Annotated in this window: 11 protein-coding genes and 3 pseudogenes; 2 read left to right on the top strand and 12 right to left on the bottom strand. The window is 69.6% G+C overall.

Annotated elements, in window-relative coordinates:
- Positions 1-54: 54 nt before the first annotated feature.
- Positions 55-402 (top strand): hypothetical protein, encoded by a 348-nt coding sequence (locus L2X99_RS00130; RefSeq protein ID WP_236125580.1) that lies wholly within the window; start codon positions 55-57, stop codon positions 400-402.
- Between the two features lie 18 nt (positions 403-420).
- On the opposite strand, the gene L2X99_RS00125 is transcribed toward L2X99_RS00130, so the two are convergent.
- From L2X99_RS00125 to L2X99_RS00105, 5 genes and pseudogenes are all read right to left on the bottom strand, one after another.
- Positions 421-822, bottom strand: coding sequence for a hypothetical protein (locus L2X99_RS00125; protein ID WP_236125581.1), 402 nt, complete (start codon positions 820-822; stop codon positions 421-423).
- A gap of 116 nt (positions 823-938) precedes the next feature.
- Positions 939-1,703: an ABC transporter permease gene (locus L2X99_RS00120; RefSeq protein WP_236125582.1), complete on the bottom strand. Its 765-nt coding sequence runs from the start codon at positions 1,701-1,703 to the stop codon at positions 939-941.
- Positions 1,700-2,451 (bottom strand): annotated as a pseudogene (locus L2X99_RS00115) (ABC transporter ATP-binding protein). Before L2X99_RS00115 ends, L2X99_RS00120 begins: the two are co-directional and overlap by 4 nt.
- On the bottom strand, positions 2,448-2,816 hold the full coding sequence (locus L2X99_RS00110) for a DUF1048 domain-containing protein (RefSeq protein ID WP_236125583.1): 369 nt from the start codon (positions 2,814-2,816) through the stop codon (positions 2,448-2,450). The pseudogene L2X99_RS00115 and the gene L2X99_RS00110 overlap by 4 nt, the downstream one beginning before the upstream one ends.
- A gap of 1 nt (position 2,817) precedes the next feature.
- Positions 2,818-3,180, bottom strand: a complete 363-nt coding sequence (locus L2X99_RS00105; protein ID WP_236125584.1) for a PadR family transcriptional regulator — start codon at positions 3,178-3,180, stop codon at positions 2,818-2,820.
- 176 nt (positions 3,181-3,356) lie between these two features.
- Here L2X99_RS00105 and L2X99_RS00100 point away from each other — a divergent pair.
- Positions 3,357-4,735: pseudogene (locus L2X99_RS00100) on the top strand (MFS transporter).
- A gap of 9 nt (positions 4,736-4,744) precedes the next feature.
- Here the strand turns inward: L2X99_RS00100 and L2X99_RS00095 are convergent.
- From L2X99_RS00095 to L2X99_RS00065, 7 genes and pseudogenes are all read right to left on the bottom strand, one after another.
- Positions 4,745-4,936 (bottom strand): CDGSH iron-sulfur domain-containing protein, encoded by a 192-nt coding sequence (locus tag L2X99_RS00095; protein WP_236126786.1) that lies wholly within the window; start codon positions 4,934-4,936, stop codon positions 4,745-4,747.
- A 22-nt stretch (positions 4,937-4,958) separates the two neighbouring features.
- A pseudogene (locus L2X99_RS00090) lies at positions 4,959-5,939 on the bottom strand (iron-containing redox enzyme family protein); the annotation flags it as partial.
- A 150-nt stretch (positions 5,940-6,089) separates the two neighbouring features.
- The gene (locus L2X99_RS00085; RefSeq protein WP_236125586.1) at positions 6,090-6,602 is read right to left on the bottom strand and encodes a macro domain-containing protein; all 513 of its coding nucleotides are present in this window, start codon (positions 6,600-6,602) and stop codon (positions 6,090-6,092) included.
- Positions 6,603-6,605: 3 nt separating this feature from the next.
- Positions 6,606-7,433, bottom strand: coding sequence for an isocitrate lyase/PEP mutase family protein (locus L2X99_RS00080; RefSeq protein ID WP_236125587.1), 828 nt, complete (start codon positions 7,431-7,433; stop codon positions 6,606-6,608).
- 162 nt (positions 7,434-7,595) lie between these two features.
- The gene (locus tag L2X99_RS00075) at positions 7,596-8,708 is read right to left on the bottom strand and encodes a 3-deoxy-7-phosphoheptulonate synthase (RefSeq protein WP_236125588.1); all 1,113 of its coding nucleotides are present in this window, start codon (positions 8,706-8,708) and stop codon (positions 7,596-7,598) included.
- A 200-nt stretch (positions 8,709-8,908) separates the two neighbouring features.
- Positions 8,909-11,422, bottom strand: coding sequence for a polynucleotide kinase-phosphatase (locus tag L2X99_RS00070; RefSeq protein WP_236135479.1), 2,514 nt, complete (start codon positions 11,420-11,422; stop codon positions 8,909-8,911).
- Positions 11,419-12,786 carry a 3' terminal RNA ribose 2'-O-methyltransferase Hen1 gene (locus L2X99_RS00065; RefSeq protein WP_236135478.1) on the bottom strand — a complete coding sequence of 456 codons (1,368 nt, stop codon included), beginning with the start codon at positions 12,784-12,786 and terminating at the stop codon, positions 11,419-11,421. Before L2X99_RS00065 ends, L2X99_RS00070 begins: the two co-directional genes overlap by 4 nt.
- Positions 12,787-12,829 lie beyond the last annotated feature (43 nt).

Raw genomic sequence — 12,829 nt, 5'->3', positions numbered from 1 at the left:
CGATCCAGGATGCCGACGTACTCTCGGTGCAACCGAACGTCAGGAGAATCCACCGTGACCAGCCAGCCGACCCGCCTTTCGCCCCTCGAGGTGCGTGAGCGTGCGGCGTGCATGTGCGACCGCGGATTCGCCTGCTCCTCCTTCGCCCCCGGCCACGCCCTGCACCTGATTCAGGCGCGCATGGCGTCTGCCACTCCGCTCGGCTGGACCGACGCGATCGTCGAGCACGCCGACCCGGCATCCGGCATCCTGTCGCTGCGCACGCTCGACGGCGACCTGCACGTGGTCTGGAATGCCGGCGGAGCCGCCCTGGAGGCAGCTGCGGGCAGCCCCGTCGCCCTGCATCGCGACTACGGCGTGCTCGCCTACGGGCGCATCCAGTTCAACGTCGCGGCCGTCTGAGCATCCGCGGTGTCCGTCTCAGGACGCCGCCATCATCATCGACTCGCGCATCGCCATGCAGGCGTCCATGCAGGCCTTGCACGCCTGAGCGCACATCTTGCAGACCTCGCTGTGGTTGGCATGCTCCATGCACTTGTCCATGCAGTACTGGCACATCGCGATGCAGGCGTCGAGCATCGCCATCATCACCGGCGACGTCATGCCCTGCATGCGCATCATGCCGCGCATCATCGTGTTGCACATGTCGGCGCAGTTCATGCAGGCCGGCGCGCAGTCCATCATCTGCATCGAACAGACCGTGCACGCCTGCTCGCAGGCCGAACACGCATCCATGCAGGCCTGCATCACGGACATGTCCATCGTCTGCATGTCGGCCATCTTCATGTCGTCCGACATCATGTCCATCATCATCGAGTCCATCTCGCCCGCACCTTTCCTCATCTGGATCCGGCGGGCGACTCGTCCGCCTGACGCCAGGGTACGCCGACGGCTCCCCTCTGAACAGAGTCCGAGGGGAGCCGATTCGGCGCATCCCGTCAGCGAAGCTTCTTCCGGTAGATCGAGACGGCGATTGCATAGGCGACGATCAGGACGCCGAGCAGCCACGCCAGCGCGATCCAGATATCCGCCCCCACCGACCGGCCCGCGAACAGCGCCCGGATCGTGTTCACGATCGAGGTGACCGGCTGGTTCTCGGCGAACCAGGCCACCGGACCAGGCATCGACGACGTCGGCACGAAAGCCGAGCTGATGAAGGGCAGGAAGATCAGCGGGTAGCTGAACGCGCTCGCCCCGTCGACCGTCTTCGCGGACAGGCCGGCGATGACGGCCAGCCAGGTCAGCGCCAGGGTGAAGAGCACGAGGATGCCGGCGACGCCGAGCCAGGCCCCGAAGGATGCTCCGGTGCGGAACCCCATGATCAGGGCGACGCCGATGACGATCGCCACCGACACGATGTTCGACACCAGCGACGTGAGCACGTGCGCCCACAGCACGCTCGAGCGCGCGATCGGCATGGACTGGAACCGCTCGAAGATGCCGCCCCGCATGTCGAGGAACAGCCGGTACGCCGTGTAGGAGATCCCGGAGGCGATCGTGATCAGCAGGATGCCCGGGAGCATGTAGTCGATGTACGACTGGTCGGTGCCGGTGGTGATGGCTCCGCCGAGCACGTACACGAACAGCAGCATCAGCGCGATCGGGGTGATCGCGGTGGTGATGATGGTGTCGGGGCTGCGCAGGATGTGCTTCAGCGAGCGTCCGGTGAGCACGCCGGTGTCGGCGAGGACGTGCGTGGTCATGATGCCTCCCCCACCAGCGCGAGGAACACTTCCTCGAGGGTCGGCTGCTTCTCGACGTACTCGACGGTCGCCTGCGGGAGCAGCGCCTTGAGCTCGACGAGGGTGCCGTTCTGGATGATGGCGCCCTGATGCAGGATCGCGATGCGGTCGGCGAGCTGCTCGGCCTCGTCGAGGTACTGCGTGGTCAGCAGCACGGTGGTGCCGTTCTGCGCGAGCTGCCGGACGGTGTGCCAGACCTCGATGCGTGCCTGCGGGTCGAGGCCCGTGGTGGGCTCGTCGAGGAAGATGATCGGCGGGTCGCCGATCAGGCTCATCGCGATGTCGAGCCGGCGCCGCATGCCACCGGAGTACTCCCCGCCCTGCGGTCGCCGGCATCCGTCAGGGAGAACCGGGCGAGCATGTCGTCCGCGACTTCTCCGGCGTTTCCGAGATGGCGCAGCCTCGCGACCAGCACGAGATTCTCGCGACCGGTGAGCACCTCGTCGACCGCGGCGAACTGCCCGGTGAGGCTGATCGACTCGCGCACATCGCCGGAAGCGGATGCCACGTCGAAGCCGTGCACGGATGCCGTGCCGGCGTCCGCCTTCAGCAGGGTCGAGAGGATGCGCACCAGCGTCGTCTTGCCGGCACCGTTCGAGCCGAGCAGGGCGAAGATGCTGCCCTTCTCGACGTCGAAGTCGACGCCGCGGAGCACCGCGAGGTCGCCGAAGGACTTGCGGAGGCCCTTCACCTGGATTGCCGCGGTCATGATCGCTGCTCCTTCTCGGCCTCCGCGATCGCCCGGGTGAAGCGCGCGCGCTCCTTGTCCTGCCACTCCTTGGCGGCGTACGCCTTGGCGAACGTCTCCGCGAAGTCCACGGGGTCGTCCCCGACGATGTCGCGCACCGGGGTGCCATCGGCCGCTGCTGCCTCCCAGAGATCGGCCATGTCGGTGAGCATCCGGATGATGACGTCGCCGTCGGTGATGCCGCTCGTGTTCAGGAGGTAGCGGTGCATCGCCTTGGCCGCCGTCCCGTACGGCTCGGGAAGGCCTTCGATGCGGGCCCTGTCCTGCCGGTACTGCTTCTTCTGCTCGAGCGGTCCGGTGATGGCTTCGATCCATTTGGCGGCCATGTCAGGCTCCTTCTGCGTTGTCTGCGTTGTCTGCGTCGATGTCTTCGGTGTGGAGCTGGGTGAGCCGGTCTGCGAGGAAGCTCCACGTCCTCCAGAACTCTTCGAGGCTCTGCCGGCCCTGCGCGTTGAGCGTGTAGACCTTGCGCGGCGGACCCTTCTCGGACGGCACCTTCAGGGCGTCGACCATGCCGCGCTGCTCGATGCGCACCAGCACCGCATACACGGTGCCCTCGGCGATGTCGGCGAATCCTCGATCCCGCAGCGAGGCGGTGATCTCGTATCCATAGGCAGGGCGCTTGGCGATGACCGCGAGGACGACGCCTTCGAGGACGCCCTTGAGCATCTCGGTCTCCTGCTTGCCCATCGGATCCCTCCTTCAGTACTCGGCGTTGCTGACTACCAGTACAAAGTATCACTGAGTACCAGTACTTAGCAACACCGAATACTGCGAATCTCTCGAGACTGCACGCCCGCGCCGAGACTGAGGTGCTACGCCCCCGTTTCGGCGCGGGCGTGCAGGTTCGGGCGTAGGGTCGGGCCGTGGCATCCTTCACCGGCACCCAGCGACTGGTCGTCTCGATCGCCGTACTCGCGTCGTTCGTGACGTTCCTCGACGGCACGGTCGTGAACGTCGCCCTCCCCGCGATCAGCGACGACCTCGGCGGCGGCATCACCACCCAGCAGTGGGTGGTGGACGCCTACCTGATCACGCTCAGCGCCCTGATCCTGCTCGCCGGCTCGCTGTCCGACGCTTACGGCCGCGTGCTCATCATGCGGATCGGACTGATCGCGTTCGGCATCGCATCGGTCGTCGTGGCCGCGTCGGTCGACCCGTTCATGCTCATCGTCGCCCGCGCCGGTCAGGGGGCTGCCGGTGCGCTGCTGGTGCCGAGCTCGCTCGCGCTCATCACCGCGACCATGCGCGGCGAGATCCAGGCCAGGGCGATCGGCGTGTGGACCGCATTCACGACCGGCGCGCAACTCGTCGGACCGCTGCTCGGCGGCCTGTTCGTCGACTTCCTCTCCTGGCGAATGGTGTTCCTCATCAACGTGCTGCCGATCGCCGTCACGCTCGTGCTCCTGACGCGACTGAAGCTGCCCGAGCATCCGCGCGGCGCCGTCGTGGACTGGTTCAGCGGCACCCTCTGCGCGACGGGCCTCGGCGCGCTGGTGTTCGCACTGATCGAGCAGCCGCGGCTGGGCTGGATGTCCCCCGCGATCTGGATCCCGCGGTCGGTGGCGCGGCGCTGCTGATCGCGTTCCTCGTCCGGCAGACGAGAGTGACCGCGCCGATGATGCCGCTGGACATGTTCCGGGTGCGCAACTTCGGCTGGGGCAACCTGGCGACCCTCTTCGTGTACGCCGCGCTGTCGCTGAACGGATTCGTCGTCGTGGTCTACCTGCAGCAGGGTGCCGGCCTCAGCGCGACGGCCGCCGGCATGGCCAGCCTGCCGATCACGATCCTGATGATCCTGCTCAGCTCGCGCGTCGGTGCGTGGGCGGGCAGGTACGGCCCACGGATCTTCATGACCGTGGGACCGCTCCTGATGGGCGCCGGCGCCCTGCTGCTGCTCACGGTCGGCGTCGAGTTCAACTACTGGTGGCAGGTGCTGCCATCGATGCTCGTGATGGGTCTCGGTCTGTCGCTCACCGTCGCGCCGCTCACCGCCGCGATCCTCGGAGCGATCGACGAACGCCGCAGCGGCATCGCCTCAGCGGTGAACAACGCCGTCTCCCGCGTCGCCGGCCTGCTGGTCGTCGCCATGATCTCGACGATCGTCGGCGGGATGCTCGATCTGCAGGGCTTCCACAGCGCCGCGCTGGTCACCGCGGGGCTGATGATCACGGGCGGCGTCGTGTCATGGATCGGCATCCGCCGGAATCCGGTCGAGCGGACCGCCGAGCCGGCCGAGGCCTGAGCACTCCGGTCAGTCGGTGCGGAAGCCCGCCGCCTTGTGCGATCCGTCGCAGAGCGGCTTGATCGCGGAGAGCCCGCAGCGGCACAGCGCAATGGTGCGACGGTGCTGCGGGATCCGCTCGCCGTCTTCGCCCTGAAGCTCGAACGGACCGCGCACGAGCAGCGGCCCGTTCGGATAGGCGGTGATCGTCGACGGGTTCATGACGCGCCTCTTCTCCGTCGCCGCGGAGCGACGACACCCCCGCCTCCCAGCATCCGAGGATCCGCTCCGCGACCCAGCCGTCCGCAGCCAGGCATGCGGCGGCGCCGAAGAGGATGTCGGGAAGCAGGTCCGGCCGGTCCTCGGCGAGTGCGCCGGCAAGGTCGTGCCCGGCGATCTGCTCGTGCACGGCGTCGGCCTCGACGTGCTCGTCGTAGTAGCCGGTGACGTCGGCGCCGAAACCGAGGCGGGCAAGCCCCTGGGAGTAGAACCGGCTCGGGATCGACGAGGTCATCTCGAACGCGGCGAGGTGGCCGACGATCGCGCCCAGCAGCCGTCGGTTCAGCCCGAACAGCGACATCGTGTTCATCGAGGCCAGCGTCACAGCGGGGACGTCGTCGACGTACGCGCCGTAGGCGTCGTCCAGTCCTGCGCCGCGCATGGCCGCGGCGAAGAGCTCGGCGTGCACGCGTTCCGGCCGTCCCCCGCCGTACTCGTCGGACTGGATCTCCACGAGCGCCGCCTTCGCTCTGCCGGTCAGTCGCGGGATGGCCCAGCTGTGCGGATCGGCCTCGCGCAGCGTGTAGATCGAGCGGTGCACGAGGAACTCGCGCGCCTGACCGGCATCCGCCTTCTTCGCGACGAAGCGCGCCAGGCTCGGCCCGCCGTCCTCCCCGGTCAGCGCGAACAGCGCCTCAGCGACGGCGGGAGCGCTCGGCTCCGGCAGCTCCGGCACAGCGACGCGGCGTCGCAGGTCGGCTTCGAAGGCGTCCTCCACGACCCGGCGGATGCCGAGGAGCTCGCCGTCCCATTCCCGGTCGGCGTCCAGGCCCGGAACCGATCCGTAGTGCGAGGCGTAGAGCAGGAAGAGGGACAGCTGCAGGTCGTCGTCGTGCACCAGGTCGCGGCTGGCCGAGGTCAGCTCCTGAGCGAGGATGACGCTCTGGTCGTCCGCTGCGGGCTCTTCGCCGTCATCGGACAGCCGGTCGAGCACGAGCAGGCTCAGCGGGCCGCGGGCCCCGATCGGGATCGTCGTCGTTTCAGGGATGTCGGAGAGTACGGTCACCTGGTCCTCCTCGGATCGTCGATCACCGATCATCGCCCGGTCGGGAACGGGCCGCACGGGGCTTGACGGCCGCGCCGGGCACGGGTAGGTCTAGCCGGTTCCTCGCGCGTCCAGCGCCTCCTGCACCTGTCGATGCGTGCTCTCGTCGAGGGCGACGATGCGGGCTGCCTCCACCGCGGTCGGGGTCGAGAGGATCGTGCCGATCGCCGCGTCGATCGCATCCGCCTTCGGCCAGCCGTACACGCCTGCGCTGATCAGCGGGAAGGCGATGCTTTGGGCGCCGAGCTCGTCCGCCACCTCCAGAGCGCGCCGGTAGCAGGACTGCAGCTGCACCCTGTCGCGCTGCCCGGCGTTCCAGTCGGGTCCGACCGTGTGCACGACCCAGCGGGCGGGCAGATCTCCGGCGGTCGTCCAGCCGGCATCACCCGTCGCGAGCCCGTCCGGGAAGCGGGCGATGCAGTCCTGCAGGACGGCAGGCCCGCCCGCGGCATGGATCGCACCGTCGACACCCCCGCCGCCGCGCATCGCGTTGTTCGCCGCGTTGACAATCACGTCGACACGCTGTGCTGTGATGTCGCCCAGGACGACGCTGAGTTCGGTCATCGATCAGCCACCGAACCTCTGCTGCAGATCCCCGTACGTCGCCGCGCCGTCGAGGAAGTCGAGCGTACCCGTCTCGAACAGTTCCCTCGCCGCCTTCTCGACCGCGCTGAACGCCGCCCTGGCGATGCTTCCTCCGACGCTCACGCGCACGACGCCGAGCGAGAACAGCGTCGGCGCATCGAGTACGGGAGCGGTGAGACCGGCGACCATGTTCAGCGGAGCCGGGATCTCGGATGCCAGGCGACGGATCGTCTCGGCATCCCGCACGCCGGGCACGAAGACGCAGTCCGCGCCGGCCTCGATGTAACGGGAGGCGCGATCCACGGCCTCTGCGACGGGGTCGCCCTCGAACGACGAGAAGAAGGCGTCGGTGCGCGCGTTGATCACGAACGTTCCGGCGGGGGCCGCGTCGCGCGCCGCGGCGATCCGTTCCGCCGCAGCGCCGGCATCCAGCAGCTCCCCGCCCATCGCGTCCTCGAGATTGCCGCCGGCGAGTCCGATCTCGGCAGCACGGGCGACGGTGAAACCGACGTCATCGGGGGTCTCGCCGTAACCGGCCTCGAGGTCGGCGGACACGGGGACGCGCACGGCGCCGACGATCGCGACCAGGTGCTCGAACATCGCATCCGGCCCCATCGGGCCGCCGTCGGGCATGCCGCACGACCACGCGATGCCGGCGCTCGTCGTGGCGATCGCCGGGAAGCCCATCTGCTCCAGAATGCGCGCCGAACCCGCATCCCACGCGTTCGGGATCAGAAAGCCGGACCCCTTGTGCAGTTCCATGAGAGCAGCCGCGCGCTCTGCGGCGCCCTGCCTGTCAGCGACGTCCATCAGTCCCCTTGTCAGACGCTCCCCCCGTCTATTGAGCGCCTCCAGAACCTCCCCGTCAAGAGGCAGCGAGCAATCACGGCGAGGCTCCCCGGGTCCGCCCGCTCGGCGAAGCTCCCAGGAGGCCGAGAACTTCGCCATGAGCGAGTACCGAGCGCGGCCGGACTACTGCCGCGGAGCGCCACCCGAGGTGAGGTTCCGCCGCTTTCTCACTCCGTCCGCCAGCTGGTCCAGCGCCTCGACCGTGACGTCCCAGCCCATGCAGGCATCCGTCACGCTCTGCCCGCGCACCAGCCCGGCCGGGCCTGCCGTCACGTCGAGCCTCTGCGCGCCGGCGACGAGGTTGCTCTCCATCATCACGCCGCCGATCGCCCGCCCTTCCGCGGCGATCTGCGCTGCCAGCTCCGACACCACGACGGCCTGCCGCAGGTGGTCCTTGCCGCTGTTGCTATGGCTCGCGTCGATGATCAGCCGGTCGCAGGCACCCGCCGCGGCCAGCCGCTGTGCGGCCCGGCCGACGTGCTCGGCTCCGTAGTTCGGACCGTCGGCGCCGCCGCGCAGGATCACCGACGTGTCGGGATTCCCGGTCGTGGCCACCAGGCTCGCCCGCCCGTCCGCGTCGATCCCGAGGAACGCCTGCGGAGCGGATGCCGCGACCGCGGCGTCCAGCGCCACCTGCAGCCCGCCGTCGGTGCCGTTCTTGAACCCGATCGGCATCGACAGGCCCGAGGCGAGCTGGCGGTGCAGCTGGCTCTCGGTGGTGCGCGCGCCGATCGCACCCCACGTGACGAGGTCGGCGATGTACTGCGGGCTGATCATCTCGAGGAACTCCGTCGCGCACGGCATCCCCAGCTCGACGACGTCGCGCAGGAAGCCGCGCGCCTGGCGCAGCCCGGTGGCGATGTCGTGGCTGCCGTCGAGGTGCGGATCGTTGATGAGCCCCTTCCACCCCACGGTCGTGCGCGGCTTCTCGAAGTACGTGCGCATCACGATCAGCAGGTCGTCGCCGAACAGCGAAGCCTCGCGCGTCAGCCGGGAGGCGTACTCGAGCCCGGCATCCGGGTCGTGGATCGAGCACGGCCCGACCACGACGAGCAGCCGATCATCCTCGCCCGACATGATCGCGCGCACCTCGTCACGGGTGCGCGCGACGAGCGCGGCCGCGTCGTCGCCCGCCGGATGCTCGGCGAGTACCTGTGCGGGCGACGGGATGGTGGTGAATCCGGCGACGTGCAGATCAGAGGTGTGCAGATCGGAGGTGGCGTCGAGTGTGGGCATGGATCCTGTCCTGTTCTGGGTGGATTCCGGACGGACCCGAGAGCAGAGCCCGCCGAAAACGGCGAAAGGCAGAGCATTCGCTCTGCCTTTGTCGGCTCTGGAAGAGGTCGGTGCGCGCTAGATCTGCGCCGGCTCCTCCAGAGCCGACTCGAAATACGCATACCGACGGGTGTTCATGCGTGCAAACCTATCACCCCTGACTACAGGCGCGGATCGATCGGGTCGGACTCCAGCGCGAGCACGCCGAACACGGCCTGATGCACGCGCCAGAGCGGCTCCCCGGCGGTGAACCGGTGCAGCGCCTCGATGCCGAGCGCATACTCGCGGGCCGCGAGCGAGCGCTTGTGGCCGGTGTCGCGCACGCGCAGCCGCGCCAGGTTCGCCGGCTCGAGGTAGTCGGGGCCGTAGATGATGCGCAGGTACTCGCGCCCGCGCACCTTCACGCCCGGCTGCACGAGTCCCTTCTCGGTGCGGGTGAGATTGGCGAACGGCTTCACCACCATCCCCTCGCCACCGCGAGCGGTGAGCTCCTCCCACCACGAGACGGCGGATGTCACGGATGCCGCATCGTCGAGGTCGACGCGCCGACGCCCCGTGCTCATGACCAGCTCAGGAGCGGCCTCCGCGAGCCGGTCCGCGATGGACAGGTGCCAGCCGTGGTCGCGGGTCTCAAATGTCTCGCCACCGGCGGCGAGCACTTGGAACGGCGCGAAGCGCACCTCGTCGGCGACGCCGACGTAGCGCCGGTACGCGTCGCGGAAGCCCGCCGCGTTCGTCTGCCGGCCCCGCATCCGCTCTTCGAGCGCGGCGACGTCGACACCGGATGCCGCAGCCGCGGCGAGCGCAGCCGAGGCGGCGCTGGTCGCCGTCGTGCCTGCCGCAGCCACGGACGCGTACAGGTCGCGGATCAGGTCTCCCGCCTTCAGCGACCACGGCAGGATCTCACCGTCGAGGAGCACCCAGTCGGTCTTGAGCTCGGCCCAGACTCCGGCATCCTCCAGGGCGCGATCCAGGCTGCTGACGAAGGCGGCATCGTCGTCGAAGAACGGGCGTCCTGTGCGGGTGTGCACGATCCCCCGCCAGCCCTCCGGAGCGCCGAAGCGCGACGGCTCCCGGGTGATCAGCGCGACCGCGCGGGAGCCCATGTGCTTCTCCTCGCAGATCAGGGCGGTGACGCCCTGGCTGCGGAAGTAGTCGAACGCCTCATCGGGGTGCTCGAGACTGCCCTCGCGCTCGGAGGCGTTCGGCGGCGACATGGTCGGAGGCAGGTAGACCAGGCGACGAGGGTCGACGGCCCAGCGGCTCATGGTCTCGAGTCCGCCGGCGGACTGCGCCTCCTTGATGCCGACGCGTCCGTGCAGGCCGGTCTCGATGATCAGCTTGCCCTGGATGTCGTCCAGGGCAAGCACGCTCGCGTCGCGCTCCGGCTCGGCGGGGGTCAGCGGGCGCGCCGGCTCGTACCAGACCTGCTCGGCGGGCACCTGCACGACCTCGCGCTCCGGGTAGCGCATCGCCGACAGCGCGCCGCCGAAGACGCATCCGGTGTCGAGGCAAGCGGTGTTGTTCACCCACTCGACCGTCGGCACCGGGGTGTGGCCGTAGAGCACCGTGGCCCTGCCGCGGTACTCCTGCGCCCACGGGTACCGCACCGGCAGGCCGTACTCGTCAGTCTCACCGGTGGTCTCGCCATACAGCGCGAAGGCGCGCACCCGCCCGGATGCCCGGCCGTGATACTGCTCCTTCAGACCGGCGTGTGCGACGATCAGCCTGCCGTCGTCCAGCACGAGGTGCGAGACGAGGTCGTAGCAGAACGAGGCCACCTGCTCGCGGAACTCCTCCGGCTCGCCGGCGAGCTGGGCGAGCGTCTCGGCGAGCCCGTGCGAGACCGTGACCTTCGCGCCGCGCAGCGCGCGCACGAGCTTGGCCTCGTGGTTGCCCGGCACGGCGAGCGCGTGACCGGACGCGACCATGCCCATCACGAGTCGCAGCACGCCGACGACATCCGGCCCGCGGTCGACGAGGTCGCCGAGGAAGACCACCCGGCGCCCCTCGGGGTGCCGGGCGTCGATCGCACGCCCCCGGTCGTCGCGGACGATCTCGTACCCGAGCCGGCCGAGCAGGCTCTCCAGCTCGCTGCGGCATCCGTGCACGTCGCCGATGACGTCGAAGGGGCCGTGGTCGTCGCTGCGGTCGGTGAGCAGTCGCGTGCGCTCGACGGATGCCGCTTCGACCTCCTCCTCGGAGCGGAGGACATGCACGGTGCGGAACCCCTCCTTTCCGAGGTGGCGCAGGCCGCGGCGCAGCTGGTCGTTCTGCCGTTTCACGACACCGTCCGGGATGTGACGGTCGTAGCGCTCCGCGTTGCGCGCGATGCTGACCGACATCGGCAGGTCGAACACGATCGCGACAGGCAGCACGTCGTGGGCACGGGCGAGCTCGACCAGCTTGCGGCGCGCCTCCGGCTGCACGCTCGTGGCGTCGACGACCGTCAGCAGCCCGGCATCCAGCCGCTTTGCGGCGACGTACTGCAGTGCGTCGAACGCCGCAGCGGTGACGGACTGGTCGGACTCGTCGTTGCCGACGAGTCCGCGGAACATGTCGCTGGACAGGGTCTCGTAGGGGCCGAAGTGCTCCCGCGCGAAGGTGGACTTGCCCGAGCCCGACGCGCCCACGAGCACGACGAGCGACAGCTGCGGGACGGTGAGGACGCTCATGCGGCGGCGTCCTTCCGGAACAGGGCGAGCTGGGTGGGGGCGCCGTGCGCGGCATCCGCGGGGCCGACGGCGCGAAGCTCGACCGCGTAGCCGTGCCGCGCGGCGACCGCGTCGGCCCACGCGCGGAACTGCGCACGCGTCCACTCGAAACGGTGGTCGTCGTGCCGGAACGCGCCCGCGGCGAGCGCGGGGTAGAGCACGTTGTACTCGGCATTGGGCGTCGTCATGACGACGGATGCCGGTGCCGCGCCGGCGAACACAGCGTCCTCCAGAGCATCCAGGCGGGTGGGCTCGACGTGCTCGATGACCTCCATCAGCACCATCGCGTCGAAGCCGCGCAGGCGCTCGTCGCGATAGACGACCGAGCCGTGCAGCAGGTCGACGCGCTCGCGCTCGGCGTCGGATGCCTCGTCCAGATGCAGCGCGCGGGCGGCCTGCTCGAGCGAGCGGGCCGAGACGTCCACGCCGACGATCTTCGTGAACGCGCGGTCCTTCTGCAGGCGGGCGAGCAGGGCGCCGGGGCCGCAGCCCATGTCGACGACGCGGTGCGCGCCGGCATCCTGCAGCGCCGCGAGCACGGCGTCGGCGCGCTGCACGCGCAGCGGTGTCTCGCGCGCCGGCCGCTCGTCCTTGTCTACGGTGGCGAGCAGCGAGCGCTGGTGGACGAGGTAGCGCGTGGTGATCAGCTCGCGCTCCGGGTGTTCGGCGAGCCATCCCTCGCCCGCTCTCTCGAGCTTGGCGATCTCATCGTCGCCGACCCAGTAGTGCTTGGCGTCGTCGAGCACGGGCAGCAGCACGTAGAGCTGCCGCAGCGCGTCGGCCAGGCGCACCCGCCCGGTCAGCACGACCGAGCTGTAGCGCGAGTCGCCCCACTCCGGATGCTGCTCGTCGAGCGGGATTCGGCGCTCTGCGACCTCCCACCCGCAGGGCGCGAAGACACGACTGATCAGGTCGTCCTCCGTGCCGCGGGATGACACGACCGGGATCTCGATCCGCAGCGGGAGCGGCGCGGCCGCCAGCTCAGGACAGCTGTCGCTGCGCCCGGTCATCGCCGTGCGGAACACCGTGCCGAGGGCGACGGCGAGCATGCTGGAGGCGACATAGGGGCGGTCGTTGACGTAGTGGTCGAGCGAGCCGGCATCGCCGCGGAAGCGCTTGCTGCGCACCAGATCGATCGGGTCGACCTCGAGCAGCACCGCGACTGTGCAGCGCTCGGGCGTCGCCTCGGGGTAGAAGACGTGGATGTCGCCGACCGGCGCCTCGAACATCTGCAGCTTCGCCGGATGCTTGTGCACCAGGTATCCGAGCACGCTCGCGTCGACGCCGGAGCCCTGCTCCGGCTCGTAGGTCACCGTGACGAGCATCGTCGCCTCCCCCGGTCAGCACAGTCGCCCGATTCTACTGACC

The sequence above is a fragment of the Microbacterium sp. KUDC0406 genome (genome assembly GCF_021582875.1).
Lineage (GTDB): Bacteria > Actinomycetota > Actinomycetes > Actinomycetales > Microbacteriaceae > Microbacterium.
Note: the sequence above shows the minus strand (reverse complement) of the source record. Positions and strands in the feature narration are given on the sequence as shown.

Bases quoted from the DNA above. Each gene is read 5' to 3' on its own strand.
- L2X99_RS00070 (WP_236135479.1), bottom strand. From the start codon at position 11,422: ATGAGCGTCCTCACCGTCCCGCAGCTGTCGCTCGTCGTGCTCGTGGGC.
- L2X99_RS00095 (WP_236126786.1), bottom strand. From the start codon at position 4,936: ATGAACCCGTCGACGATCACCGCCTATCCGAACGGGCCGCTGCTCGTG.
- L2X99_RS00075 (WP_236125588.1), bottom strand. From the start codon at position 8,708: ATGCCCACACTCGACGCCACCTCCGATCTGCACACCTCTGATCTGCAC.
- L2X99_RS00125 (WP_236125581.1), bottom strand. From the start codon at position 822: ATGGACTCGATGATGATGGACATGATGTCGGACGACATGAAGATGGCC.
- L2X99_RS00105 (WP_236125584.1), bottom strand. From the start codon at position 3,180: ATGGGCAAGCAGGAGACCGAGATGCTCAAGGGCGTCCTCGAAGGCGTC.
- L2X99_RS00085 (WP_236125586.1), bottom strand. From the start codon at position 6,602: ATGACCGAACTCAGCGTCGTCCTGGGCGACATCACAGCACAGCGTGTC.
- L2X99_RS00120 (WP_236125582.1), bottom strand. From the start codon at position 1,703: ATGACCACGCACGTCCTCGCCGACACCGGCGTGCTCACCGGACGCTCG.
- L2X99_RS00110 (WP_236125583.1), bottom strand. From the start codon at position 2,816: ATGGCCGCCAAATGGATCGAAGCCATCACCGGACCGCTCGAGCAGAAG.
- L2X99_RS00065 (WP_236135478.1), bottom strand. From the start codon at position 12,786: ATGCTCGTCACGGTGACCTACGAGCCGGAGCAGGGCTCCGGCGTCGAC.
- L2X99_RS00080 (WP_236125587.1), bottom strand. From the start codon at position 7,433: ATGGACGTCGCTGACAGGCAGGGCGCCGCAGAGCGCGCGGCTGCTCTC.